Origin of the sequence: Alkalibacterium putridalgicola, assembly GCF_900109825.1 — a bacterium.
Classification (GTDB): Bacteria; Bacillota; Bacilli; order Lactobacillales; family Carnobacteriaceae_A; genus Alkalibacterium; species Alkalibacterium putridalgicola.
Genome location: NZ_FOBL01000003.1, coordinates 63,038 through 88,763, shown reverse-complemented (window position 1 = coordinate 88,763; position 25,726 = coordinate 63,038). Strand labels below are relative to the sequence as shown.

Below are 25,726 nucleotides of genomic sequence, written 5' to 3'. Positions count from 1 at the left end.
TCATCAAATAAGTAATGCATAAAAAACAGACGATGAATCGCTGCTTTTTGTTGACAGCCTGATCATATTTTATTAAAGGCTGGAAAAATAAAAAGGTTGCTTTCGATCGTCACTCCTGAATATTAGAAATTAATTCTGAAAGACAATATGACCGCCGCTTTCTATCTGGAGTAATGAGTGAAAACATGATATTCAGCTAGAGTGAAAAACGACCATGGGCAGGAGAAAGAGTATAGGGAAATGATTCTTATATACTGATAACACATAAAATTAGCTTTCTCTTTTGATTTTGGGTACACTTATTATTTGTAAGAAGTTATGACATTCTCAGTATGAATATGGAGGAGAAGCAAATGAAAGCTATTATTATCGAAGAATATGGTGGAAAAGAAAAATTGAAAGAAGCAGAAGTACCGATGCCTACACCGAAGGAACATCAAGTTGTGGTAAAAGTCAAAGCCACCTCGATCAACCCTATTGATTGGAAGTTAAGAGAAGGTTACCTCAAGCAAATGCTTCCTTGGGACTTCCCGATTATTTTAGGTTGGGATGTTGCAGGCGAAGTATATGAGATTGGCAGTAAAGTTACTGGCTGGAAAACTGGTGATCGGGTGTTTGCACGACCTGAAACCACTCGATTCGGCACATATGCTGAGTATACTGCGGTGGACGATCATTTGCTTGCTCCTATTCCTGAAAATGTTTCGTTTGAGGAAGCTGCTGCTGTTCCTTTAGCGGGACTGACTGCTTTTCAGGCTCTATTTGATTATGGTAAATTGGCAGCTGGAGAAAAAATCCTCATTCACGCAGGGGCCGGTGGCGTCGGCACATATGCTGTCCAGCTGGCAAAAAATAAAGGCGCCTTTGTTATCTCTACAGCAAGCGGTAAAAACAAAGAGTTACTGATGGACTTAGGTGTCGATCAGTTCATTGATTATCGAAAGGAAGAATTCAGCGAGCTGTTAAACAGCGTAGATATGGTTTTTGATACAATCGGCGGTGAAGTTCTGAAAGACAGTTTTAAAGTTGTGAAACCTCATACAGGCAGAATTGTTTCCATAGTTGCAGAAGCAGAAGAAGAGTGGATCGAGAAAGCCGATGTCACATTTAATAATATTTGGCTGACACCGAATGGAGAGCAGCTAAAAGAACTTGCCGATTTGATGGAGCAAGGGAATCTAAGATCCGTGATCGGTTCGACCTTTCCCTTGAGTGAAAAAGGAATATACAAAGCTCATGAATTGAGTGAAACGCATCATGCCGTGGGGAAAATCGTTATTAAATCAGAGGGATAAGACTAAAAAAAGGTATAACGTTCGACAAAAAACGGCTGTCTGATACAGTCGTTTTTTGTCGGTTATCTTTAGATGAAAAGCGATGATATCCAAAAGTCTTATTTTGTCACAGCGTGATGATCTATTCTATACAATGAATTGAATTAGACAGGATATAGATATATAGTCGCGCAATCATTATGGAAAAATGGAGCTGATTTTTTTATGAAAGTTCAATGCTTGAGGCTACCTAAGCTTTTAGAAAAATAGTGACTAATACGTTCACTATTTAGTATCCATGGATGGAACTCTTTTTTAGAATAGACAACACTGTACTATCTAACGTATAATGAAGGTAGAATCGAGTTATAGATGGAGGAAGTTTTGTGAGTGGATTATTTATCACGATCGAAGGACCGGATGGTGCAGGAAAATCGAGTGTTGTAAAACGGTTAGTCGAAGCAATAAAGCAGACCACCACCAGACCTTTAGTCGTTACAAGAGAACCGGGAGGCAGCGAAATAGCTGAAAGAATAAGAGCTATCTTGCTGGATCCGATACATACGAACATGGATGACCGAACTGAAGCCCTTTTGCTGGCAGCCGGGCGACGTCAGCATGTTGTGGAAAAAATCAATCCTGCACTACAAAGAGGAGATATCGTACTATGTGACCGATTTGTAGACAGTTCTATCGCTTACCAGGGTCAGGCTAGAGGGATCGGGATCAAAGAAGTCAAGGCAATAAATGAATTTGCCATCGAAGGATTGAGACCAGATCTGACGATCTATTTAGACGTGGATGCAGAAGTTGGGCTTAATCGAATAAAAGATAAAAATTCCAACCGCACGCAAGACCGCCTTGAGCTGGAAGAAGTGGCCTTTCATGAAGAAGTGAGAAAAGGTTATCTGGCTTTGATCGAGGCAGAACCCAATCGTTTTGTCACGGTAGATGCGAGTCAGTCTGAAGAAAAAGTATTTGAGGATGTATGGAAAATCGTCAAGGCAAGAATCTGAAAATCTAAGCATGATAGAGCGGTTCATAAGAGAGGATGAAGTAAGATGAAATTAGTCGTAGCAATCGTACAGAATCAGGATAGTAAGCGTCTGGCGGATGAGTTTGTTGAAAATGGTATCCGGGCAACGAAATTATCTTCTACAGGCGGATTCTTGAGAGCAGGGAACACTACATTCTTAATGGGTGTCGAGGACAGAAAGGTTGATGAGACGCTTGAACTGATCAAAGAAAACTGTTCAACGCGCAGTCAAACCATGATGAGCCCACCGTCTTACGACTTCACGCTGGAATCGGATCTGACATATCCAGTAAATGTTGAAGTTGGCGGTGCCACGATTTTTGTTTTACCGATCGATCAATTTTTACAATTCTAAACGCAAGGGAGACGAGCAATGTCTACCACAACAATCAAACAGCCGAGCATTCAGCGGCTGTTTCTTCAGTTAATTAAAAAAGATAACCTGCAGCATGCCTATTTATTTGACGGCAAGACAGGCACAGGTAAAAAAGAGACGGCGTTATGGATAGCTCAGAGTTTGTTCTGTCAGAACTTTTCTGATGGCCCCTGCGGAGAATGTCATACGTGTCAGCGGATCGCTTCTCACCAGCATCCCGATGTCATCGAGTTGGAGCCGGAGGGCTTGTCGATCAAAATCGGCCAGGTTAGAGGATTAAAGCAGGAATTTACCAGAAGCGGGATGGAAGGTAGAAAGAAACTGGTGATGGTGAAAGATGTCGAAAAGATGACGACTCAGGCGGCCAACAGTCTGTTGAAGTTTCTGGAAGAGCCGGATGGTGATATCGTCGTCATATTAATGACGACCGCTAAGCATCAGCTGCTGCCAACGATACTATCCCGTGTCCAGCTGATCCATTTCCCTCAGCTGTCAAAAGAACACCGGATGCAGGCTCTGGAAGAAGCCGGTTTGTCTAAGGAACGGGCGTCTGTACTGAGTCAGTTGACCAGTGATACAGAACAGGCCCTTGAACTGTCGGAGAATGAAAATCTTACTGCTTTAATAGAGGCTGTGTGGAAATGGTATGTAGCCTTTTCTAAAAAAGATGATCAGGCCTTCATTTATGTTCACACGGATATCATGCCTCTGGTTAAGGAAAAAGCAGAGTATCATCGGGTCCTGGATCTCTTTCTGGTCATTTTACAGGATATACTGAATACTCAGCTTTCAAAAGACTATTCTATCGGCTATCTGAAGTATCAGACTAGGATCCAGGAAGAAGCTGATCGATTAAGTGCAGTAACGCTTGCCGACCTGATGGACATCATTCTGACAGGAAAAAAATATCTGGACAGTAATGTTGCCGCACAGGGCGTACTTGAAATGTCTGCTCTAAAAATGCTGGCAGCTATGAAAAGATCTCTGTAGAAATTTAATAAGATATTGTGTACATTTGGCTTTTTTATGGTAATCATGGTATGCTAGGTAAAGATGTAAGAGGACATTTCTTCGGTCCATGCATCACTAACAAATAAGCTAAGAAGAGTAAAGAAGTGGTGAAAAATGGATAAAAAAGAATTGCATGATACATTTTCTGAGCTGGAGTCCCAAGCAGAAGCCACGTTAAGTACAATCAAGAATATCAAAGAAGAATTATCTCACTTAACCGAAGAAAACAATGTGCTGCGAATGGAAAACCAACATCTCAGAGATCGCTTAGCAGAAATAATAAAACAGCAGTCGATCGAGAAACAAATGACTGATTCTGGTATGACAAAGTCTCGCTTGAATCTTGAAAAAATATATGAAGACGGCTTTCATGTCTGTAATTTATTTTATGGCTCAAGAAGAGATGGCGATGAGCCCTGTGCATTTTGTCTGGAAGTCATCTACGGTGAACGAAGATAAATGTATATCAACTATTCGAAAAAATTTAATTAGAACCCTTCCTTGATGCAGTATAACTGCAGTGTGAGGAAGGTTTTTTCTGTATCCAAAACACTATATGTTGTATGTGTTATACATTATTTTGGTATATGTAGTGTGTTCCCCTTGATTTTGAAAATGACTGATGTAAAATAAGATTATCGAACAGGGAGATGGATCAGACGGAAACTTACTGAAAAACCGTGACATCTTGTTGTCTCAGAACATGGATAATGGAGGTAATTATAATGCAAGAATCATCAGTGATCGTTTATTCAAAACCGAATTGTATGCAATGTCAATTTACAAAAAAATATCTGGAGAATAAGGGAATACCCTTTGAAGAAAAAGATGTGGAACAGAATGGTGAAGCCATTGATGAAGTGAAAAAAATGGGGTTCAGCTCGCTGCCAGTTGTCATAGCAGAAGGCATTGAAGCTTTTAATGGTTTCAGACCCGATATACTGAACAGATTGGCTTAGCAATATGAAAGTGGTCTTTTTTACACTGACTGGTCAGACACGTAAGTTTGTAGAGAAGCTGAGAATGGATGTACTGGAATTAAATCCGGCAGATCCGTTTGTTAAAATGAATGAACCTTTTATCATAGTAACGCCTACTTATGACAAAGAAGTCACTGAAATATGGGACGACTTTCTTGAGACCGGAGAGAATAGTCAATGGTTAAAAGGAGTCGCGGGGGGAGGAAATATAAACTTTGGTCAACTGTACGTCTTCACGGCCAAAGATATCGCACAGGACTATAACGTGCCCTTACTCCATCGATTCGAATTTCAGGGGAATGATGAAGACGTTTTGAAATTAAAGAAAGTGGTGAATGACCTTGGTATCGACCAGCACACGAAATGAAAAGTCAAAAGAAGTAACTTATTTTAGACTCAACAATGAAATCAACCGGCCTGTGGATAATCAGATACCTTTGCATAAAGATCAGGAAGCAGTCCAGGCTTTCTTCAAAGAACATATCGATCCAAACACTGTCCCTTTCGATAGTGTCAAAGCAAAACTGACTTACTTAATGACTCATGACTTTATCGAGAGGGAATTTATTGAAAAGTATTCAGAAGCATTTCTCGATCGGTTATTTGAAGAGTTGTATGCCAAGCAATTCCGGTTCCGCTCGTTCATGGGCGCATATAAGTTTTACACACAGTACGCGCTGAAAACCAACGACGGCAAGCAGTATCTGGAACGCTTTGAGGACCGGATCGCCTTCAATGCCTTGTATCTGGCAGATGGTGATGAGGGGCTGGCCAGTCATATTGCTGAGGAGATCATCAATCAGCGTTATCAGCCGGCCACACCGACATTCTTGAATGCCGGACGTAAGCGACGGGGCGAATTTGTGTCCTGTTTCCTGATCCAGACGATGGATGATATGAACAGCATTGGCCGCACGATCAACTCGGCGCTTCAGCTGTCACGCATCGGTGGAGGTGTCGGGGTGAACCTGACGAATCTGAGAGCAGCGGGTGATCCGATCAAGCACATCGAGAATGCTTCAAGCGGTGTCCTGCCTGTCATGAAACTTTTAGAAGACAGTTTCAGCTATTCCAATCAGCTTGGACAGCGGAACGGGGCTGGAGCGGTCTATTTGAACGTCTTCCATCCGGATATCCTGCGTTTCTTATCCACAAAGAAAGAAAATGCAGATGAAAAAGTACGTGTCAAAACGCTGTCTTTAGGTCTTGTGGTACCGGACAAGTTTTATGAACTGGCTGCTGAAAACAAAGAAATGTATCTTTTCAGCCCCTATGATGTCGAACGCCTCTACGGCAAGCCATTCTCATATGTGGATATTACAGAAGAGTACGACAAGCTGGTCGCTGATCCGGAGATTAGAAAAACGAAAATCAATGCACGTGAACTCGAAAATGAAATTTCCAAGCTTCAGCAGGAATCCGGCTATCCTTATATCATCAATATCGACACAGCGAACCGGGAAAATCCGGTCCATGGCACGATAACGATGAGCAATTTATGCAGCGAGATCCTGCAGATCCAGGAACCTTCCATAATTAAAGATAATCAGGAATATGAAGTGATGGGGACCGACATCAGCTGCAACTTAGGCTCAACGAATGTCGTCAACTTGATGAATACGCCTGACTTTGAACAGTCGATCAATACGATGGTCCGGGCGCTCACCTATGTGACTGACCATTCGAGTATCGATGCGGTGCCGACTGTGAAAAACGGGAATGACAAGTACCATACGATCGGTTTGGGCGCTATGGGGATGCACACGTTTTTTGCGTTGAACCAAATGCATTATGGTTCGCCGGAATCGATCGAATTCACGGATATCTACTTCATGCTGCTGAATTACTACACATTGAAAGCCAGTAATGAAATGGCTAGAGAACGGCAAGAAGTGTTCCATAACTTTGAAAAATCGGATTATGCCTCAGGGAAGTACTTCGACAAGTATACTGAAAAATCCTTTACCTTCGAACACGAAAAAGTCGAGCACCTGTTCAATGATCGTGGTATTGCTGTTCCGTCTAAAGCAGACTGGGAACAGCTGAAAATTGATGTTCAAAAATACGGTCTCTATCATCAGAACCGTCTGGCTGTAGCGCCGACAGGATCCATCAGTTATGTGAATGAGACTTCTGCCAGCCTGCATCCGATCACGCGCTTAGTGGAGGAACGTCAGGAAAAACTGACTGGGAAGACCTATTACCCGGCCCCCTACTTATCCAATGAAACGATGCCTTATTACACCAGTGCCTATGATATGGATATGCGTAAAGTCATCGATGTGTATGCAGCGGCTCAAAAACATGTGGATCAGGGGATGAGCCTGACACTCTTTATGCGTTCGGCGATTCCAGAAGGCTTGTATGAATGGAAAGAAGGGCGCACCAATAAACAGACGACCCGGGATCTGACTATTCTGAGACACTATGCCCATAAAAAAGGTGTGAAGTCGATCTATTACGTGCGAACCTTTACCGATGACGAAGAAGAAATCGGAGCCAACGCCTGTGAAAGCTGTACGATTTAACAGGAGAAATATCTGGTAGGAAAAGAGAAGAGGCCGAATCAGGTCTTTTCCTGAATAAAGGAGAATCAAATATGACAGCAGAAGCATATAAAGCCATCAACTGGAATCGGATCGATGATATGATCGATAAACTGACCTGGGAAAAGCTGGTGGAACAGTTCTGGACGGATACCCGGATCCCGCTTTCCAATGACTTGAGTGACTGGAACACGTTGCCGTTAAACGAACGGGAAATGATCGCCAAAGTGTTTGGGGGATTGACGCTCCTGGATACACTGCAGTCACAGGACGGGATCGAGGCACTCAAGAAAAGCAGCCGGACTCAGCATGAAGAAGCCGTCTATAACAATATCGAATTCATGGAATCCATGCATGCCAAAAGCTACAGTGCCATTTTCAGTACGTTGAATACAAAAGCTGAAATCGACGAGATTTTTGAGTGGACGCATTCCAATCCGATGCTTCAGAAAAAAGCGCAGATCATCAATGGGATCTACCAGGACGGGACCGATCTGCAGAAGAAAGTAGCAAGTGTCCTGCTTGAGTCGTTCCTGTTTTATTCAGGTTTCTATGCCCCGCTTTATTATCTCGGAAACAGCAAGCTGACGAATGTCGCGGAGATCATCAAGCTGATCCTGCGGGATGAATCAGTCCATGGCACGTATATCGGATATAAGTTTCAAGTGGGTTATAATCAGCTGGATGAAACAGAGCAAGAGGAGCTGAAGAACTGGGCCTATGACTTACTGTTCCGACTCTACGAAAATGAAATAGAGTACACGAGTCATTTGTATGATGACATCGGCTGGACGGACAGTGTCGGTATCTTTTTAAGATACAATGCCAACAAAGCGCTGCAGAACCTCGGCTTTGATCCCTTGTTCCCTGATACGGCACAAGATGTCGACCCGATCATCATGAATGGGATTTCGACAGGGACCAGCAACCACGATTTCTTCTCCCAAGTCGGGAATGGTTATTTAGTGGGGATGGTCGAATCGATGGACGACAGCGACTACGAGAAGTGGATGAGTTAAGCAGCATCAATGACGTTTACAGGCGTTTCTCTAAAGGGGAAACGCTTGAAACTGATTTGTAAACGTACATTTATTTTTTTAGATATATTTGTGAATGATTGAATAAGCGAGTGTAAATCAGAGGAGGAAAGCCACATGCAGAACGTAGATATGGCAAAGGAAGGAACAACAAAAGAATATAATATATCAGTCGTAAAAAAACGAGATGGCAGAGTACAGACGTATGATCGCAGGAAAATCACAGAAGCCTTGTTTCAGGCTGTGCAGCAGCTGGATCTGGATTTTTCGTTTAGTGACTTGAAAGGGATCTCTTTGGAAGTCGAAAAGATCATTCTCAGCAATGATGAAGCGGATATCGATACGAAAGCAATCGATTTTGTCGTGCTGGATGTTCTCAAGCAGCACGGTTTTCTGGACCTTGTCGAAGGGTATATTCAACGAAGAGAAGACAAAGAAAAAAAGCGTGAGAACAGGCGTGATGTAAATGCCATGATCGACAGTTTACTGAAACAGGACAAAGCCATTGTCAATGAAAATGCCAATAAGGACAGTAAAGTCTTTAACACACAGCGTGATCTGACGGCAGGGATCGTCGGCAAAGCCCTTGGACTGAAACTGCTGCCTTCGCATGTCGCAAATGCCCATGAAAAAGGGGATATCCATTACCATGATCTGGATTATACCCCTTATTCTCCCATGAGCAACTGCTGTCTGATCGACTTTGAAAATATGTTTGAGAACGGCTTTCAAATCGGTAATGCGGAAGTCGATTCACCGCGGTCCATCCAGACGGCTACCGCTCAAACTGCTCAAATCATCGCGAATGTGGCTTCAAGTCAGTACGGTGGATGCAGCTTCGACCGGGTGGATGAAGTGCTGGCTCCTTATGCCGAATTGAACTTTGAAAAACATTTAAACACAGCCAGGGAGTGGATCGAAGGTCAGGATAAGCAGCAAGCTTTCGCTGTTGAAAAGACGAAAAAAGATATCTATGATGCCATGCAGAGTCTGGAATATGAAATCAATACGCTTTATACCAGTCAGGGACAGACACCGTTCACCAGTTTAGGCTTCGGACTGGGTAAAAGCTGGATCGAACGAGAAATCCAAAAAGCGATACTGACGGTTCGTATCAAGGGACTGGGTAAAGAAAAACGGACAGCCATTTTCCCTAAACTGATTTTCACTTTAAAAAAAGACCTGAATCTGAATGCGGACGATCCAAACTATGATATCAAGCAGCTGGCGCTGGAATGTTCCACTAAACGAATGTATCCCGATATCCTGAGCTACGATAAGATAGTGGAGATCACAGGCAGTTTCAAGACGCCGATGGGCTGCCGTTCCTTCCTGCAGGGATGGAAGAATGAGCAAGGCGAAGATGTCTCTGTGGGACGCATGAATCTTGGGGTCGTAACATTAAATATCCCGCGTATAGCGATGGAATCTAAGGGTGACATCGACCGGTTCAATGCCTTGCTGACAGAACGTCTTTCCGTCTTGAAAGATGCCTTGTTGTTCAAGGCGAACCGCGTGATGGAAGCTGAACCCGCAAACGCCCCTATTTTATACATGCACGGGGCATTCGGGGAGCGGCTGACCAAAGAAGATGAGGTGTCAGAGCTGTTTTTGAATAAACGCGCGACGGTCTCATTGGGATATATCGGGCTCTATGAAGCAGCTACTGTTTTTTATGGTCATGAGTGGGAAGATAATGAAGAAGCGAAAGTATTTACGCTGGACATCATGAAAACATTGAAGAACCACGCAGATGAATGGGGTCAGGAAAGCGGTCTGCATGTCAGTGTCTACTCAACACCAAGCGAAAGTCTGACAGACCGTTTCTGCCAGCTGGATCTTGAAAAATTCGGTGATGTCTCCGATATAACAGACAAAGGATACTACACGAACAGCTTCCATTATGATGTACGGAAAAACCCGACGCCTTTTGAAAAGATCGACTTCGAGAAAGACTATGCTCAGTATACGGGGGGCGGCTTCATCCACTACTGTGAATACCCTAAACTGCAGACGAATCCCAAAGCTCTGGAAGCTGTCTGGGATTACGCTTATGATCGCATTGGTTATCTTGGTACGAACACTCCGATCGATCACTGCTACGAATGTGGTTTTGAAGGAGAATTCAGACCGACAGAAAATGGCTTCAAATGTCCACAATGCGGCAATACCAATGCTGAAACTTGTGATGTGGTCAAGAGGACCTGCGGGTATCTGGGCAATCCTCAGAAACGGCCGATGGTCGACGGACGTCATAAAGAGATCTCATCTCGTACGAAACATATGAAGGGATCTGGTTTAGATGCCAGCTGATCCGATCACGTGGACGTCAGACCGTTTCAGTAAAAACTATGTTGCGGATTATAAACCCTATAATTTTGTGGACGGCGAAGGGGTCAGGTGCAGTTTATATGTCAGTGGCTGCCCCTTTGCCTGCAAAGGCTGTTACAATAAAGCCGCTCAAAACTTTTCTTATGGAAGGCCATATTCTAAAGCTCTGGAAGAACAGATTTTAGAAGACTTGAAAGCCGACTACTGTCAGGGGCTGACGCTGCTGGGCGGCGAACCGTTTCTGAATACCGGCGTGACGGTTCCTTTATGTGAGAAAATCAGAGAGACTTTTGACGATACCAAAGACATCTGGTCCTGGACAGGCTATACCTGGAAAGAGCTGATGGCGGGTACGGACGACAAGAAAGCCTTGCTTTCTGTCATCGATGTTCTTGTTGACGGACGGTTCGAGCAGGACAAGATGGATCTAAACCTGGCTTTTAGAGGGAGTGCCAACCAGCGGATCATTGATGTGAAACAGTCTTTAGCCTCCGGGGAAGTCATCCTCTGGAAAAACGGGGAGTATAAATGAACAGAGACTTCAAGAAGGTAGACTTCAATTCAGTCGCCTTCTTGAAGTCTTTTTTTTTAGTGATGACTGTCTTGTAAAGGGAAAGTCGACTAGCAGAACCGATAAGTTCCTTAAAACAGTCTGCTGACCGTTGGTTCGGTAATTAGGGATAGATAGGTTACACGTACTTGTCGAATATAGCCAAGTTCGACAAGTACGCTCAGAGAAATCTCACCTAATTGTCGAAGAGAGTCTCTATTCGGTAACTAGGATAAAAGGAGTTGGGCGTACTTACCGAAGAGAGCCAAGTTCGACAGGTAGCATGAAGATAATCCAATGTACTTACCGAACAAGTAGCACGTTCGACAGTTAGGTATAAAAAGGTTCATTCAAACTGCCGAATAATGCCAAGTTCGGTAGTTAGGGAGAAGAATGTTAGTGTAACGACCGAACAGGCCCAGATTCAGCAAGCACCATCGGGCAATATTATGTAAATATTGTATAGTATAGCAAAACGACTTCGTTCCGCTCGGATTCAGACTGGAGCGTCCCATTTGCTTATCTCCCAGAAAATGGTATACTTATAATTACGTTGAAAGTAAATATGAAGTATAATATAAACACGTTTTAAAGAAATTTATTCACACTGGCGCAACTATGGAGTTGTAAGAACACGATAGAGGTAGGGATCGTGTCGTTTAAATGAGAAACTTAGTCATATTCATATGAATGGGAATAATGAAGATTCACTTTAGAAGTATTTATTTTTAATTATAGAAAGCCGCTCACTTGTGAGTGGCTTTTGTCAATTCTACCGTCTTTTTAATTTACATATCACGATAAAACTGACAAGGATTTTTGGTATACTTAATGAAACGATCATAAAGGAAGCAAGGTATTATAATGGAGATTCAATTAAAGGAAGACGAACGCATCGATCAGCTGATGCAGTATGATCTGGAAATCATTCAGAGCCCCTCAGTGTTTTCATTCTCACTGGATGCTGTATTACTGGGTGATTTTGCTAAAGTACCGAAGCATGATCGGGCCAGAGTTGTCGATTTATGTTCAGGCAATGGGGCAGTGGCTCTAATGCTGAGCCAGAAGACGAATAGCAAAGTCGTGGCCATGGAGCTGCAGGAGCGTCTGGTCGATATGGCGGAGCGAAGTATCAAGCTCAACGACTTAGAAGATCAAGTGGAAATGATTCACTCAGACGTGAATCATGCGACCGAACACATCAAAAAAGATTCAGTGGATGTCCTGACCTGTAACCCGCCTTATTTCACGGTGACAGAAGAGAGTCGACAAAACCCTAACGCCCATCTGGCCATCGCAAGACATGAACTGCATCTGACGTTGAAAGAACTGATGACCGTTTCTGCGGGCCTTCTGAAAACGAAAGGCAAAGCCTATTTCGTGCACAGGCCAGAACGGTTCTTAGAAATCATGGATGAGATGCGGGCAGCCCGACTGGCACCAAAACGCATACGCTTCGTCTATCCGAAACCGGATAGGGAAGCGAATATGCTGCTGATCGAAGGCATCAAACAGGGTAAAGAATCAGGACTGAAAATCTTGCCGCCGCTGTATGTATTCGACGAGAACGGGAATTATTACCCGGAAGTGAGAAGGATGATCTACGGCAATGAGTGAAGCAAAGACAAGTTACTTTTACGTTTTACATTGTAAGGACGGGACACTTTACGGCGGGTACACGACAGACCTTTCCCGAAGACTGAAAGAACACAACGACGGGGTTGGGGCCAAGTATACCCGGCCTAAAAGACGTCGACCGCTAAAGATGATTTACGCAGAAGCGTATGAGACACGCAGTGAAGCAACCAAAGCAGAAGCGGCATTCAAAAAACAGGCACGCACCCAGAAAAACAGATATCTGAAAGAACAAGGTGTGAAGATGCCTTTGAAAAATCAGACGGTGTGTGTCGTGAGAGAGGTGACAGGTAAACATGATCGAGACGCAGAAAAGTTTTGAACAACAGGATAAAGGAACACTCTACTTAGTGCCGACTCCCATAGGCAATCTGGAGGACATGACGTTTCGGGCCGTCAATATTTTAAATGAGGTCGACCTGATCGCCTCAGAAGATACGCGGAACACGCAGAAGCTCCTGAATCACTTTGAGGTAGAAACTACACAGACGAGTTTTCATGAACACAATTCAAAAGAGCGTACACCGCAGCTGATTGAAAAACTCCTAGACGGGCAGTCGATTGCTCAGGTGAGTGATGCAGGCATGCCGTCCATCAGTGACCCCGGAGTAGATTTGGTGAAAGCCGCCGTGGACGCAGGCATCTCTGTTGTCCCCTTGCCGGGACCTAATGCCGCACTGACAGCACTGATCGCTTCAGGTTTATCCCCTCAGCCATTCTACTTTCTAGGCTTTTTACCTAGAAAGAAGAAAGACCTGACAGCTGAACTGGAAGAACTGAATAAACGAAAAGAGACCCTCGTCTTTTATGAATCGCCTCATCGCATCAAGCAAGTTGTTGACGCCATGGCTGGTGTCTTTGGTGTTGAAAGGAAACTTGTTCTGGCACGGGAGGTCACGAAACGCTTTGAAGAATTTATCCGCGGCACGATGGATGAGGTCTACGAATGGTTAAGTGAGGAAAACATCCGTGGTGAATTTGTCATCATCGTCGAAGGGAATGAACATGCGGAAACGGAAGAAGTTAAAGTGTGGGAAAACTGGACGTTGAAAGAGCATGTGGCATTTGTCATGGAAAATGAGTCACTGCCCAGTAAAAAAGCAATCAAGGAAGTAGCACTACTTAGGGATATGCCCAAACGTGAGGTTTATGCCGCTTATCACGAACTGGAAAATTAAATGACAGGGAGGAAATGACAATGAAAAACAAACGACTGATTTTGCCCATGATTGCTTTGAGCCTTGGTTTGGCAGCCTGCCAGGATACCACGGAGGATACAGGAACGGAAACACCGACTGAAGAAACCTCTGATGAAAATGGTTCGACCACTGACAGCGCAACAAGCGGAATCAATGACGATGAAGCTATTCCGACTGAAGGAGAACCATCGGATCCGGATTATGCTTTACTGGAACAGGCCAAAGAGGAGTACTACGGTGGTAATCTGGATGCGGCGTCAGGAACACTTTCAAGACTGCTTCAGAAGGACTTATCAGATAAAGAACTGCTCGAAGCTGAAGCTGAAGATCTGAAAGAAGAAATCAGTCAGCAGCAGGCGGAAGAGGCCAGTGAAACGGCTGAGTCACAAGCGGACTCTGCCTTTAAAGAAGAGCGTCAGTCTGCACTATTGAGCGAAGAATATAAAGCCGCGACCGGCAAGGACCTGTCTGAAGCCACTGACGAAGAAATTGAAGCCTGGCTGACTGAACGGGATGCAGAAAAAAATGAACCTGCCCAAGGAGAAACAGCTGGGGAAGAGTCTATGCCAGAAAGCAACATGACTCGGGCAGAGGCTGAAAACTATGCCTTTGAACAAGTCATTGAGCGCGCGGAGATCGACGAAGAAAACTACTTCTACTTTGTCAATTATACTGAAGATAACTGGGTCCAGGTGGAGGCCCGTGAATCAGTCGAACAGGACGGTGTCACGTTTTCCAATCTGATCGGCATGTACCGATATAATGTTTCGACAGATGAGATGCAGAAACTGGACGTTATCACTGGTGATTATAATACCATTGAAGAATAGTCTGAATATAAGATAAAAACAAATACAAAGGAGAGATCGTGAGTGTCTGACAAGTTACTAAGTTATATCAAGCTGAGCGATGAACAGCTCAGTCAAGTCAAAAAGGCAGCCCCTTCGTATGAAATCATTGAAGCGTTGAGCGAGACTGATGATATTTCTGAAGTCAAAGCGATATACGGCTGGGATAAAGATGAAACGGTTCAGCTGTTGAAGGATCCGGAAAACGAACTCAAATGGGTTCAGCTGATGTCTGCCGGTGTCGACTATGTTGATCTGAAAAGGCTGAGCGAACTGGGTATTACCTTGACTAATGCCAGCGGGATCCATGGCAAAGGCATCACAGAATCGATTTTTGGTATGATTTTAAACCATACGCGAAAAATCGGTCATTCACTGATCAAACAGCGTCAGAGAAAATGGGATCCGGCCTCAAATCTGCTTGAACTGAGTGGGAAAACCATGCTTATCGTGGGTTCTGGAGCCATCGGTACCCAGACAGGTAAAGTAGCCCAGGCTTTCGGGATGAAAACGATCGGTGTGAACAGAAGTGGGAATCCAGTCGACTTTATGGATGAACTGGTGACGCAGGATAAGCTGGATGATGTCTTGCCGGAAGCTGATTTTGTGATCAATATCCTGCCGCTCACGGAAGAGACGGAGGATCTGTTTGATTTAGGGAAATTCAGAGCCATGAAAAGTTCTGCCATTTTTGTAAACGTCGGGCGCGGTCAGACTGTAGTCACGAAAGACTTGCTGAAAGCTCTGGATGAAAAGTGGATCCAGTATGCGGCGTTGGATGTCATTCATGAAGAACCGCTGCCGGAAAATCACCCTATTTACAAACGGGAGGATGTTCTGCTGACACCACATATCGCCGGTGGACTGGAAGATTATGCTGCCAGTGTGTTCCCGATATTCATGGAGAACCTGAAAACGTTTGTTGAAGGCGATGCCCCTTCGAAAAATGTCGTGGATTATGAAGCCGGGTACTGATTAATGACTGTTGAAAGCCTGCTGAACATTGATAATAAGTTCAGCAGGCTTTTATAACTGTTTATAATTATAATTCGATGATAAAATAACACGTGTTTAACGAAATAAATATTAAAATGCTCTCACATAACACGAAAAATCATGCTATAATAACCACAAGAGCAAATTTTTTTTGCTTTGAATATGACACAACGTCATAAATCAATGTAAAGGTTAAGGGGAGAAACGTATGTCAGAAGAAATGAAAAAGCGTTCAGAAATCGCTGAAGAACTGAAGTGGGACTTAAGTGACATTTTTCCAGATCAGGCAGCTTTTGAAGAAGCACTTGAAGCATTACCTAAAGAAGTAGACGCATTCTCAACTAAATATGATGGGAATCTGACCGATATCACTACGGTCGTACAGGCCATTAAAGAGTATGAAGAAATCATTGCGAAAGCCTCTCATTTGGGACAATACGGACGTCTGCCGGTATCAGTGGATATCACAGACAGTGAAGCCCAGCAGCAGGCCCGCCACACCTCAAACGTACTGGCCGGTGCCAGTGCAAAATTGAGTTTCTTCCAGTCTCAAATCGAGGACTTGGATGAAGGAACGCTGAATGCTGTCGTTGAGATCGAACCTGTTTATGAAGCCTATATCAGAAAAATCAAAAAGTCTAAATTAGCCAAACTTGATCCAAAAGTAGAAGAAGCTCTGGCTCAGCTGTCACCTGTCTTTGATGCGCCGTCAGAAATATTCGAACAGGCGCGCTCGGCTGATGCGGACTACGGTACCTTTGAAGTGGACGGTAAGGAGTATCCGCTCAGCTTCGTTTTGTATGAAGAAGTTTACATGTACTCGGATGATCCAAAAATCCGTCGTGCAGCCTATGACAAATTCAGCAAAGTCCTGGGCCAGTATAAGAATGTCGTAGCTACCGGTTATTATACTGCACTTCAAAGTGAAAAGACCTTGGCTACGATGCGCGGCTATGATTCGATTTTCGACTATCTTTTAGAAGACCAGGAAGTCACGCAGGACTTGTATCACCGTCAGATCGACATGATCATGAAAGACTTTGCACCAGTGATGCGTAAGTATATCACACACCTTAAAGACGTCCACGGTCTGGAGAAAATGACTTATGCCGATCTGAAAGTGGACCTTGATCCGGACTATACGACGCCGGTCAGCATCGAAGAATCCAAGGACTTGGTCAAAGAAGCCATGGCGCCATTAGGTGAAGACTACGTCAACATGATTCTGCGTGCCTATCCTGAACGCTGGGTCGACTTTGCCCAGAACCACGGCAAACGTTCCGGCGCCTTCTGCTCAACGACTTACGGCAAGCACCCGTATGTTATGGTTTCTTATACTGGACAGCTGACAGATGCCTACACACTGTTCCATGAATTTGGCCATGCCGGTCAAGGGATCTTGTCTAATGAAAACAACCCGTTGACAAGTGCCCGCCCGTCACTGTACTTGATCGAAGGACCATCGACATTCAATGAGCTGCTTCTGACAGATTATCTGAAAGACAAGGCAGACGATCCGCGTATGGAACGTAATGTTTTATCTAAAATGATCTCAAAAACCTACTTCCACAACTTTGTGACGCATCTTTTAGAAGCTGCTTATCAGCGTGAAGTGTACCGTCTGATCGATGCTGGCAAGAGTTTCGATGCCAACAAGTTGAGCGAACTGAAACGTAATGTACTGGAAGAGTTCTGGGGAAATTCTGTTGAACTGGAACCAGGTTCAGAGTTGACGTGGATGCGTCAGATCCACTACTACATGGGACTATACCCATACACTTACTCAGCTGGTCTGACGATCGCGACCCAAGCCTTCCTGAAAATCAAGAGCGGGGAAGAAAGCGTGGACGGCTGGCTAGACTTCCTGGCTTTAGGCGGACAGAAAGTGCCTGCTGATGCAACCAAAGTCGCCGGTGTCGACATCACGACCGATCAGCCTCTGACCGATACGATCAAGTATCTTGACGAATCTGTCGACCGTATTATTGAACTGACAAGTCAACTGTCTTAATTTATAGAATAAAAATAAACGGCAGATGATTAATTATCTGCCGTTTATTTTTTAACTTACATAATGAAATGAATATCATCCGAAAAGCAGGAGGTCTGTATGAAAAAATATAAAGGAACCTTAATCGTTGTTTCTATATGCGTGCTGTTAGCTGTTTTATCACTTGTCCAGTTCAGGAATAACCGAAACCTGAAAAAAGACTTAGGCGCTGCCTATGCCCAGGAAGCATCTGGTCTTCAGAGCACATTTACGCTGATGTCTCGTACTGACTGGACGGATATCGATACAAATTCAGAAGAAGGGGAAATCATTCTATCTCACTTTTGGGATCAGCTGGACCCTAATCTGTTGTATACTCCCGGCAGCCCCGATCACTGGCACTTATTCTCGCAGGAAGTGAGAGAAGTCAGACTTATGCTGTCAAAACTGCAGGAAACAGAAGAGCTGACAGATGAAGAATACGAAGAATTGACTGCCCGATCGCATGCCCTGAGCCGACTGCTGGATAATATCAGGTACACACCGTCATTTGACTGGTACAAAGCAATAAGAGAACAAAACCCGGACATCGAAGAACTGATCAAAGAAACACTGGAATAGGTTTTAACAATTCCTGTATTGATAACTGTTGCTAGAAAATGATAATCATTTTGATACAGAAAAAGTTCCTGACACTACGTGAGGAGCTTTTTTTAAATTGCTGAGAAAATATTAGGGAGTTGATATAAGGATTTAAACTTCTGATAACTGGATCCTTTTTTTCTTCGGGTTTACAAAAGAAAGGCTATGTTCTATGAACTCGATCAAAAAAGAGAGAAGGAGTTAACAGAAAACAGGTCATCTTTTATGAACTCTTTTCAATTTTCGGCTGCAGTTGCTAAAAGAAGGGGCATGTTTTAATAACTCAGTTGGAATAAGCAAAGGAGCTACTAAAAGAAGGCTATTCTTATAGCAACTGAGCCTATCAAAAATTCAGAGTTAAGAGAAAAGGAGTCATCTTTTGGTAACCCGGCCCTGAAGATAGAGAAAGTTGATAGAACAAAACAGCCCTTGTGTTAACTCATGTCAATGATAGTGTAGAGGTACTAGAACAAAGGTCTTGTAAACATTAAAAGGAAAATCTGGCACAGCCAGATTCTCATCTTCAACAAACACAAGTGAGGATCGAGCAACAATATGATAACCGCTTTCAACTTTTGATTTTTTAAATATACAAAATAAGTATAATTAATGTATAGAAGATGCGTTAATTAACCTAAACTTGTCAATTTTTAAAATAATATACGAAAAATAGAATATTGGTGTTGACATTGCATTACGTGTGTTATAGACTACTTCTAACATCAAAGAACAAGAGAGTAAATGATTTTCTTCATCACAGCGAATCAGCACAGAGTGGAAGGCTGACATGAACGGTCATTGAAACGAGCTTGTAAGATGCTTTTCGAACCAAGTCACCTTTTTAAAAAACTGACCCTGAAAGATCAACGGATCACTCTGATTCAACAGGTCAGCGACTTAAGTAGAAAAGCCGTGTGCAGCGTTAATGCTATGAGCTGGCAGACAGCCGTTGATTTTTCCGTTACCATAATAATATGTCTGCAAATAGAGTGGTACCGCGATCTGATCGTCTCTGTGTAAAACACAGAAGGCGTTTTTTTTATACCCAAATTAATAAATAGAGCTGACTAATATAAAAAAAGGGGAATGACTTATGACTGAAAAAACATACAACAAAATCGTACTGGCTTATTCCGGAGGACTGGACACATCGGTCATCATCCACTGGCTGAAAGAGAACTATGGCTGTGAAGTCATTGCCGTGACTGCAAATGTTGGACAGGACGACGAGCTCGATGGATTAGAAGAAAAAGCATTGAAAACTGGTGCATCAAAATTTTATCTGGCGGAGATCGAAGAAGCATTCGTTTATGATTCCATCTTCCCGACACTAAAAGCCGGCGCTGTTTATGAGAATAAATATCTATTAGGAACTGCCACCGCGCGTCCGATCATCGCAAAAGCCCTTGTCGACATCGCCAAGCAGGAAGGGGCCGATGCCATCTGTCACGGCTGTACGGGCAAAGGAAACGATCAGGTCCGTTTTGAAATGGGCATCAAGGCACTGGCGCCCGAGATGGATATCATTGCTCCCTGGAGAACCTGGGACATCACTTCCCGTGAAGAAGCGATCGCGTATGCGGAAGCACATGAGATCCCACTGAAGATCACGCGCGAAACAAATTATTCAAAGGACAAGAACCTGTGGCACCTTTCTCACGAAGGACTGGATCTGGAGAATCCGCTGAATGAACCGAAGTATGATGCGATCCTGGAAATGAGTGTCTCGCCTGAACAGGCACCAAACCAGCCGACTTATGTCAGTATCACCTTTGATGAAGGCATTCCGGTCGCACTGAATGGAAAAGAAATGGATGGCGTCTCACTGATCAAAGCACTGAACACCATCGGCGGATCCAATGCCATCGGGATCCTGGATATGATCGAAAATCGTCTGGTCGGCATGAAGAGTCGCGGTGTCTATGAAACACCGGGCGGTACGCTGCTTTACTTTGCCCATGAACAGCTGGAGATGATCACGCTGGATAAAGAGACCCTCCAGTACAAGCAGGAGCTGGCCCAGAAGTACGCGAACCTGATTTATAACGGTCAGTATTTTACACCTTTGAAACAGGCTCTGGATTCATTCGTGGATGAAACGCAGAAAACAGTCACCGGCACAGTGAAACTGAAACTGTATAAAGGCAATATGGTCGTTTCGAGTGTAGAATCTCCTTATAGTTTGTATTCAGAAGCGTTTGCGACCTTCGATGAGGACGATGTCTATGATCAGAACGATGCGGCCGGATTTATCAATCTGTATGGCTTGTCGAGTGTGATCCATGCTGAAATGAAGCAGAAAGTTCAGTTTGGTAAACAGGCAGAGATATCCTATCTGATCAAACGTGCAGGAGTGAAAGCGTGAGGGTAAAACAGCGAGACCGATTGGGAATAGACAAAGTTGAGTATAAAGTAGTGGACATATCGGGAGGTCTGGGACATGACGGAATCTAATAAAGTTTGGCAAGGGCGTTTAAGCGGCGGTAGCGCAAAAGAAGTGGATGTGTTCAACTCGTCGATCAGCTTTGACTATGTCCTGTTCGAAGAAGACATCCAAGGCAGCCAGGCACATGCCCGAATGCTGGGTAAGCAGGCGATCATTTCTACTGAAGATGCTTCGCTGATAGTGGAGGGGCTGGAGAGCATTCTGATGGATCTGAAAACTGGCGCTCTCTTATTCGATCCCACGGCAGAGGACATCCATATGTTTGTGGAATCTGAACTCACTGAACGCATAGGTGAAGCTGGAAAAAGACTGCATACGGGCAGAAGCCGAAACGACCAGGTGGCGCTGGACTTGAGACTGTATGTCAAAAAAAAGATCACAGAGATCAGCCAGCAGCTGCTAGAATTTGAAGCCGTTTTGACCAGGAAGGCCGAACAGCATCTCTATACGATCATGCCGGGCTATACGCACATGCAGATCGCCCAGCCAGTGACGTTCGCCCATCATTTAATGGCCTATGCGCAGATGATCAAAAGAGACTGCAAGCGTCTGGAAGAAGTCGTCGAGCATACCGATGCCATGCCGCTGGGTAACGGGGCGCTGGCGGGGACGACCTATCCATTGGACCGCCAGTATGTAGCCGAACAGCTGGGCTTTGGATCCGTTACAGCAAACAGTCTCGACGGCGTGTCGGACCGGGACTTCGTGATCGATGCCGCTTATGCCTTGAGTATGGTGATGATGCATTTGTCCCGCCTGTCTGAAGAAGTGATCACCTGGTGTTCTCAGGAATTCAAGTTTGTGAAGCTGGATGACGCCTTTGCGACCGGTTCATCCATCATGCCGCAGAAGAAAAATCCTGACGTTGCCGAGCTGGTACGCGGTAAGACCGGACGTGCATACGGCAACCTTCAGACGCTGTTAACGATGATGAAAGGTATTCCACTGGCCTATAACAAAGACATGCAGGAGGATAAAGAAGCTCTGTTCGACAGCATCAGTACAGTGAAACTGGCCCTTTCCGCCATGATTCCGATGATCGATACAATGGAAGCTCAAACGGGCCGCATGCGTGAAGCAGCGTCAAAAGGATTCATCAATGCCACCGACTGCGCAGACTACCTGACCAAAAAAGGGGTCCCGTTCCGTGAAGCGTATAATGTGATCGGGACGCTGGTGCAGACCTGTATAGAAACGGATCAGACACTGGAAGAAGTATCTCTGGAAACCTATCAGTCCCTGCATGAGCTGTTTGAAGAAGATATTTACGAAGCGATCGATCTTGAAAACTGCGTGACCAAACGAAACATTGAAGGCGGTCCGGCCCCAGAAGCGGTGAAAAAGCAGATAGACCAGCTGAAAAACAGCCTGGATCTTCCAGTGGACTGAGTGAATGAAGGATTTTGAGACTGAATTTGAACAATACGGCTGTGAAGTGAAGTTCAGCTCATAAAAAAGGAGCTGAACTCAACGTTATCCTAATTAAGTGAAGTTCAGAAGTAATTCGGTTATCTGAACTCTATTCAGTCTAAAGATTTATAAAGAAAAATCTGGCACAGCCAGATTCTCCTCATTGAACCTCTTATGAAAAACCCCTTGCCGGCTACTAGCTGGCAAGGGGTTTCGTCTTTTAATGATCCAGTCATATCGACCGGGGACTTTCAGCCATCGAATTAGCAAGAATGACGTAGATGATAATATTGGCGGGTAAGAAGATAAAAAGGAGTCTGACGGCGAATGAGGATATCCCGAAGAATTCAGCAATACCTCCGCAGACACCGTGAATAGATTTATCTGATGCTGATTTTCTGAGCTTGTGCTCCATGATCGATCAGTCCTTCCAATTATAATATACCTATTTCAAAGCCAAAGCCGATTCTGCGGCATGCATACCGGCCACACGACCGGTAATGAAGGCGCCTGTTATATTGTAGCCGCCGGTATAGCCGTTGTAGTCCAGGATCTCTCCTGTGAAATACAGATTGTTTTTCTTCTTGCTTTCAAGTGTCTTTGGATTCACTTCTTTGGTATGGACGCCGCCGCCTGTCACAAAGGCTTTTTCGATCGGCAGTGAGCCGTGGACGTCGAAACGGAAGTCTTTTAAAAACGTGATGATTGCTTCGACTTCTTTAGGGGTTAAGGTTTTGAAGGCCTTGTCGCTGTCGATAGACTGACGTTCCAGCCCGAACAGGATGTAACGCTCCGGACCGAACTGCTTCAGGACGTTCTTGATGCTCTTGTCGCCGTCGTTCTTTTTCAGCTGAGCCATCTTCTGCTTCAGTTCGCCTTCGGTCATATCAGGAAGTGAATCGATCGTCATCATAGCTGCATCCGTCTTGTCGCGCTTCATGGTCTGAAGGACAAACATGGAACAGCGCAGAACGGCCGGTCCTGAGATGCCCAAATGAGTGAAGATCATGTCCATGCGGTGAGTCACGACTGATTTATTTTTCTTATTCAATACACTTAAATTGATATCACGTAAAGACAAGCCCTGCAGGACGCGTTCTTCAATAAACCGTTCTTTCGATGTGAGGGGGACTTCAGTCGGATACAGTTCTTTGATGGTGTGGCCGGCTTTTTTTGCCCACTTGTACCCATCGCCGGTCGAGCCGGTTTTTGGCATGGCACGTCCGCCGGTAGACAGAATAACGGACGTCGCTCTAAATTCGCGGCCGTCTTCCAGTCGTACGCCTGTTACTTTCTCCTCATCGTACAAGACTGTATCAACGGGGGCGTTGACGTGCAGGTCGATGCCCACATCTTCAATGATCTGTTTCAAGGCATTCACGATCGTCCGTGATTTATCTGTCGTCGGGAACATTCGCCCGTGGTCCTCTTCTTTCAAAGCGATACCGCGGGAACGGAAAAAATTCATAATGTCGTAGTTGTCATACTGGTAAAAAGCACTGTATAAAAAGCGGCCGTTGCCGGGGATGTGTGCAATGATTTCTTCTTTGTCACGGTTGTTGGTCACATTACAGCGGCCGTTTCCTGTGACAAGAAGCTTTCGTCCGACAAAGTTGTTCTTTTCAATGAGTCCAACAGTGGCGCCATGTTCTGCTGCAGAAATCGCAGCCATCATTCCGCTCGTCCCGCCACCGATCACAAGGACATCGTAGTGTGTCATGTTATTTCCTCTTTCCTGTATACATAGTCTCAGTCACTTTACCATATTGAAAGGAATTAGACTAGTTAACAAAAAGTGACTATTTTTTAGAAAACGCTTGTATGTAATGGATTTCACTCGATAAACTAAAAACAGATAGTAAGCGAATCAGATCTTAAATTACAGGAGGAGAAGGAATGGGACTTAGAAAAGACTTTTTATGGGGCGGCGCGACAGCGGCCAACCAGCTAGAAGGCGGCTATGCTGAAGATGGCCGTGGACTGGCTAATGTGGATGTCATCCCGATCGGTGAAGACCGCGGGCCAATAAGAAATGGTGACAGGAAGCACTTGGACTTTGACGATGAGCATTTTTATCCGGCCAAAGAGGGGATCGACCATTACCACCGTTACAAAGAAGACATTGCCCTGTTCGGTGAGATGGGCTTTAAAACCTACCGTCTGTCCATCGCCTGGTCACGTATTTTTCCCAAAGGCGACGAAGAGGAACCGAACGAAGCCGGTCTCAAATTCTACGAAGACTTGTTCCAGGAATGTCACAAGCATGGCATCGAACCCTTGGTCACGATCACGCACTTTGACTGCCCGATCCATCTGATCAAGGAATACGGCGGCTGGCGCAACCGCAAGACGATCGACTTCTACGAGAATCTGACCCGTACGCTGTTCACCCGTTATAAAGGCCTGGTCAAATACTGGCTCACGTTCAATGAAATCAATGTCATCCTGCATGCGCCGTTCATGGGTGCCGGTCTGGTGTTTGAAGAAGGCGAAAACAAGAAGCAGGTCATCTATCAGGCTGCGCATCACGAGCTCTTAGCCAGTGCTTTGGCCACAAAAATCGCGCATGAAGTGGACCCGGATATACAAGTCGGCTGTATGCTGGCTGCAGGGAAATATTATCCTGAAACCCCAAATCCAAGAGATGTGCTGGCTGCCCAGCAGGCCGACAGACGAAATTATTTCTTCATCGATGTCCAGTCCCGCGGCGAATATCCGGCCTACGCTTTGAAAGAACTGGAACGTGAAGGGATCGAGATCCCGTTCGAAGAAGGCGACAAAGAGCTGCTGAAAGAGCATACGGTCGACTTCATCTCCTTCTCTTATTATTCTAATCGTGTAGCGTCGGGAGACCCTGAAAGTAAAGATCAGGCAGAAGGGAACGTCATTCGTTCTGTTAAAAATCCTTATCTTAAAGCAAGTGAATGGGGCTGGCAGATCGATCCACTAGGCCTGCGCATTACCATGAACGATATCTATGACCGCTATCAGAAACCGCTCTTTATCGTGGAAAACGGTTTGGGTGCCGTGGACCATCCGGATGAAAACGGCTATGTGGAAGATGACTATCGTATCGACTATCTGGCGTCACACATAGAAGCGATGAAAGACGCCGTTGAGCTTGACGGAGTGGACCTGATGGGATATACCACCTGGGGCTGCATCGACTTGGTCAGTGCAGGGACAGGCGAGATGAAAAAACGATATGGCTTCATCTATGTCGACCGGGACAACTATGGTAACGGCACGCTCGATCGTACTCCAAAGAAATCCTTTGACTGGTACAAAAAAGTCATCGAGACCAATGGTAAAGACTTAAGTAAAGATTAACTGAATAACGTTTAAGCGCCGGTCCTTAGAGGCTGGCGTTTTTTTAGGGTATAATTTCAGAAAAAAAGCATGAACGCCATTCACAGAGC

General features: G+C 44.7%; 23 protein-coding genes and 1 other annotated feature. Of the genes, 21 read left to right on the top strand and 2 right to left on the bottom strand.

The window, feature by feature from the left end:
- Window positions 1-353 precede the first annotated feature (353 nt).
- The 20 genes from BMX84_RS01955 (at window position 354) to argH (ending at window position 22,286) form a co-directional block, all read left to right on the top strand.
- Window positions 354-1,295 carry an NADP-dependent oxidoreductase gene (locus tag BMX84_RS01955; protein ID WP_091486668.1) on the top strand — a complete coding sequence of 314 codons (942 nt, stop codon included), beginning with the start codon at window positions 354-356 and terminating at the stop codon, window positions 1,293-1,295.
- 365 nt (window positions 1,296-1,660) lie between these two features.
- Window positions 1,661-2,290: a dTMP kinase gene (gene tmk, locus BMX84_RS01950; protein ID WP_091486666.1), complete on the top strand. Its 630-nt coding sequence runs from the start codon at window positions 1,661-1,663 to the stop codon at window positions 2,288-2,290.
- Between the two features lie 45 nt (window positions 2,291-2,335).
- Window positions 2,336-2,665: a cyclic-di-AMP receptor gene (locus BMX84_RS01945; protein WP_091486664.1), complete on the top strand. Its 330-nt coding sequence runs from the start codon at window positions 2,336-2,338 to the stop codon at window positions 2,663-2,665.
- Between the two features lie 18 nt (window positions 2,666-2,683).
- On the top strand, window positions 2,684-3,676 hold the full coding sequence (holB, locus tag BMX84_RS01940) for a DNA polymerase III subunit delta' (RefSeq protein WP_091486660.1): 993 nt from the start codon (window positions 2,684-2,686) through the stop codon (window positions 3,674-3,676).
- Between the two features lie 135 nt (window positions 3,677-3,811).
- Window positions 3,812-4,156: a DNA replication initiation control protein YabA gene (locus tag BMX84_RS01935; RefSeq protein WP_091486657.1), complete on the top strand. Its 345-nt coding sequence runs from the start codon at window positions 3,812-3,814 to the stop codon at window positions 4,154-4,156.
- Window positions 4,157-4,422: 266 nt separating this feature from the next.
- Complete coding sequence (gene nrdH / locus BMX84_RS01930; RefSeq protein ID WP_091486654.1) at window positions 4,423-4,656, top strand: glutaredoxin-like protein NrdH; 234 nt, start codon at window positions 4,423-4,425, stop codon at window positions 4,654-4,656.
- 4 nt (window positions 4,657-4,660) lie between these two features.
- Window positions 4,661-5,044, top strand: a complete 384-nt coding sequence (gene nrdI / locus BMX84_RS01925) for a class Ib ribonucleoside-diphosphate reductase assembly flavoprotein NrdI (protein ID WP_091486652.1) — start codon at window positions 4,661-4,663, stop codon at window positions 5,042-5,044.
- Window positions 5,013-7,205 (top strand): class 1b ribonucleoside-diphosphate reductase subunit alpha, encoded by a 2,193-nt coding sequence (gene nrdE, locus BMX84_RS01920; protein ID WP_091486649.1) that lies wholly within the window; start codon window positions 5,013-5,015, stop codon window positions 7,203-7,205. Before nrdI ends, nrdE begins: the two co-directional genes overlap by 32 nt.
- Window positions 7,206-7,276: 71 nt before the next feature.
- Window positions 7,277-8,242 (top strand): class 1b ribonucleoside-diphosphate reductase subunit beta, encoded by a 966-nt coding sequence (nrdF, locus tag BMX84_RS01915; RefSeq protein WP_091486646.1) that lies wholly within the window; start codon window positions 7,277-7,279, stop codon window positions 8,240-8,242.
- 135 nt (window positions 8,243-8,377) lie between these two features.
- The gene (gene nrdD, locus BMX84_RS01910; protein WP_218142319.1) at window positions 8,378-10,573 is read left to right on the top strand and encodes an anaerobic ribonucleoside-triphosphate reductase; all 2,196 of its coding nucleotides are present in this window, start codon (window positions 8,378-8,380) and stop codon (window positions 10,571-10,573) included.
- Window positions 10,563-11,123 (top strand): anaerobic ribonucleoside-triphosphate reductase activating protein, encoded by a 561-nt coding sequence (gene nrdG / locus BMX84_RS01905; RefSeq protein ID WP_091486644.1) that lies wholly within the window; start codon window positions 10,563-10,565, stop codon window positions 11,121-11,123. The genes nrdD and nrdG overlap by 11 nt, the downstream gene beginning before the upstream one ends.
- Window positions 11,124-12,005: 882 nt before the next feature.
- Window positions 12,006-12,758: a tRNA1(Val) (adenine(37)-N6)-methyltransferase gene (locus BMX84_RS01900; protein ID WP_091486641.1), complete on the top strand. Its 753-nt coding sequence runs from the start codon at window positions 12,006-12,008 to the stop codon at window positions 12,756-12,758.
- Window positions 12,751-13,098, top strand: coding sequence for a GIY-YIG nuclease family protein (locus BMX84_RS01895; protein ID WP_091486639.1), 348 nt, complete (start codon window positions 12,751-12,753; stop codon window positions 13,096-13,098). The genes BMX84_RS01900 and BMX84_RS01895 overlap by 8 nt, the downstream gene beginning before the upstream one ends.
- Complete coding sequence (rsmI, locus tag BMX84_RS01890) at window positions 13,076-13,954, top strand: 16S rRNA (cytidine(1402)-2'-O)-methyltransferase (RefSeq protein ID WP_091486738.1); 879 nt, start codon at window positions 13,076-13,078, stop codon at window positions 13,952-13,954. The genes BMX84_RS01895 and rsmI overlap by 23 nt, the downstream gene beginning before the upstream one ends.
- Before the next feature lie 20 nt (window positions 13,955-13,974).
- A complete protein-coding gene (locus tag BMX84_RS01885; protein WP_091486636.1) occupies window positions 13,975-14,805 on the top strand; it encodes a hypothetical protein in 831 nt (276 codons plus the stop codon).
- A gap of 42 nt (window positions 14,806-14,847) precedes the next feature.
- A complete protein-coding gene (locus tag BMX84_RS01880; RefSeq protein WP_091486634.1) occupies window positions 14,848-15,798 on the top strand; it encodes an NAD(P)-dependent oxidoreductase in 951 nt (316 codons plus the stop codon).
- Between the two features lie 229 nt (window positions 15,799-16,027).
- On the top strand, window positions 16,028-17,830 hold the full coding sequence (gene pepF / locus BMX84_RS01875; RefSeq protein ID WP_091486631.1) for an oligoendopeptidase F: 1,803 nt from the start codon (window positions 16,028-16,030) through the stop codon (window positions 17,828-17,830).
- A gap of 99 nt (window positions 17,831-17,929) precedes the next feature.
- A complete protein-coding gene (locus BMX84_RS01870; protein ID WP_091486628.1) occupies window positions 17,930-18,430 on the top strand; it encodes a hypothetical protein in 501 nt (166 codons plus the stop codon).
- Window positions 18,431-19,167: 737 nt separating this feature from the next.
- Window positions 19,168-19,468, top strand: a binding site (T-box leader).
- A 76-nt stretch (window positions 19,469-19,544) separates the two neighbouring features.
- Window positions 19,545-20,816 (top strand): argininosuccinate synthase, encoded by a 1,272-nt coding sequence (locus BMX84_RS01865; RefSeq protein WP_091486624.1) that lies wholly within the window; start codon window positions 19,545-19,547, stop codon window positions 20,814-20,816.
- Between the two features lie 75 nt (window positions 20,817-20,891).
- The gene (gene argH / locus BMX84_RS01860; RefSeq protein ID WP_091486622.1) at window positions 20,892-22,286 is read left to right on the top strand and encodes an argininosuccinate lyase; all 1,395 of its coding nucleotides are present in this window, start codon (window positions 20,892-20,894) and stop codon (window positions 22,284-22,286) included.
- Window positions 22,287-22,539: 253 nt separating this feature from the next.
- Here the strand turns inward: argH and BMX84_RS12830 are convergent, their stop codons facing one another.
- Window positions 22,540-22,722: a PspC domain-containing protein gene (locus BMX84_RS12830; RefSeq protein WP_091486619.1), complete on the bottom strand. Its 183-nt coding sequence runs from the start codon at window positions 22,720-22,722 to the stop codon at window positions 22,540-22,542.
- A 30-nt stretch (window positions 22,723-22,752) separates the two neighbouring features.
- Entirely contained in the window at window positions 22,753-24,027 is a 1,275-nt protein-coding gene (locus tag BMX84_RS01850) for a BaiN/RdsA family NAD(P)/FAD-dependent oxidoreductase (protein WP_091486617.1), read from the bottom strand.
- A gap of 176 nt (window positions 24,028-24,203) precedes the next feature.
- Between BMX84_RS01850 and BMX84_RS01845 the strand changes: the two genes are divergently transcribed.
- Complete coding sequence (locus BMX84_RS01845) at window positions 24,204-25,637, top strand: 6-phospho-beta-glucosidase (RefSeq protein WP_091486614.1); 1,434 nt, start codon at window positions 24,204-24,206, stop codon at window positions 25,635-25,637.
- Window positions 25,638-25,726 lie beyond the last annotated feature (89 nt).

Excerpts from the sequence above, each read along its gene's own strand:
- nrdF (WP_091486646.1), top strand. The coding sequence starts at position 7,277 with ATGACAGCAGAAGCATATAAAGCCATCAACTGGAATCGGATCGATGAT.
- BMX84_RS01895 (WP_091486639.1), top strand. The coding sequence starts at position 12,751 with ATGAGTGAAGCAAAGACAAGTTACTTTTACGTTTTACATTGTAAGGAC.
- pepF (WP_091486631.1), top strand. The coding sequence starts at position 16,028 with ATGTCAGAAGAAATGAAAAAGCGTTCAGAAATCGCTGAAGAACTGAAG.
- BMX84_RS01865 (WP_091486624.1), top strand. The coding sequence starts at position 19,545 with ATGACTGAAAAAACATACAACAAAATCGTACTGGCTTATTCCGGAGGA.
- BMX84_RS01845 (WP_091486614.1), top strand. The coding sequence starts at position 24,204 with ATGGGACTTAGAAAAGACTTTTTATGGGGCGGCGCGACAGCGGCCAAC.
- argH (WP_091486622.1), top strand. The coding sequence starts at position 20,892 with ATGACGGAATCTAATAAAGTTTGGCAAGGGCGTTTAAGCGGCGGTAGC.
- BMX84_RS01850 (WP_091486617.1), bottom strand. The coding sequence starts at position 24,027 with ATGACACACTACGATGTCCTTGTGATCGGTGGCGGGACGAGCGGAATG.
- nrdH (WP_091486654.1), top strand. The coding sequence starts at position 4,423 with ATGCAAGAATCATCAGTGATCGTTTATTCAAAACCGAATTGTATGCAA.
- BMX84_RS01945 (WP_091486664.1), top strand. The coding sequence starts at position 2,336 with ATGAAATTAGTCGTAGCAATCGTACAGAATCAGGATAGTAAGCGTCTG.
- BMX84_RS12830 (WP_091486619.1), bottom strand. The coding sequence starts at position 22,722 with ATGGAGCACAAGCTCAGAAAATCAGCATCAGATAAATCTATTCACGGT.
- nrdD (WP_218142319.1), top strand. The coding sequence starts at position 8,378 with ATGCAGAACGTAGATATGGCAAAGGAAGGAACAACAAAAGAATATAAT.
- BMX84_RS01900 (WP_091486641.1), top strand. The coding sequence starts at position 12,006 with ATGGAGATTCAATTAAAGGAAGACGAACGCATCGATCAGCTGATGCAG.
- nrdI (WP_091486652.1), top strand. The coding sequence starts at position 4,661 with ATGAAAGTGGTCTTTTTTACACTGACTGGTCAGACACGTAAGTTTGTA.
- nrdG (WP_091486644.1), top strand. The coding sequence starts at position 10,563 with ATGCCAGCTGATCCGATCACGTGGACGTCAGACCGTTTCAGTAAAAAC.
- BMX84_RS01885 (WP_091486636.1), top strand. The coding sequence starts at position 13,975 with ATGAAAAACAAACGACTGATTTTGCCCATGATTGCTTTGAGCCTTGGT.
- BMX84_RS01935 (WP_091486657.1), top strand. The coding sequence starts at position 3,812 with ATGGATAAAAAAGAATTGCATGATACATTTTCTGAGCTGGAGTCCCAA.
- nrdE (WP_091486649.1), top strand. The coding sequence starts at position 5,013 with ATGACCTTGGTATCGACCAGCACACGAAATGAAAAGTCAAAAGAAGTA.
- BMX84_RS01955 (WP_091486668.1), top strand. The coding sequence starts at position 354 with ATGAAAGCTATTATTATCGAAGAATATGGTGGAAAAGAAAAATTGAAA.
- BMX84_RS01870 (WP_091486628.1), top strand. The coding sequence starts at position 17,930 with ATGAAAAAATATAAAGGAACCTTAATCGTTGTTTCTATATGCGTGCTG.
- holB (WP_091486660.1), top strand. The coding sequence starts at position 2,684 with ATGTCTACCACAACAATCAAACAGCCGAGCATTCAGCGGCTGTTTCTT.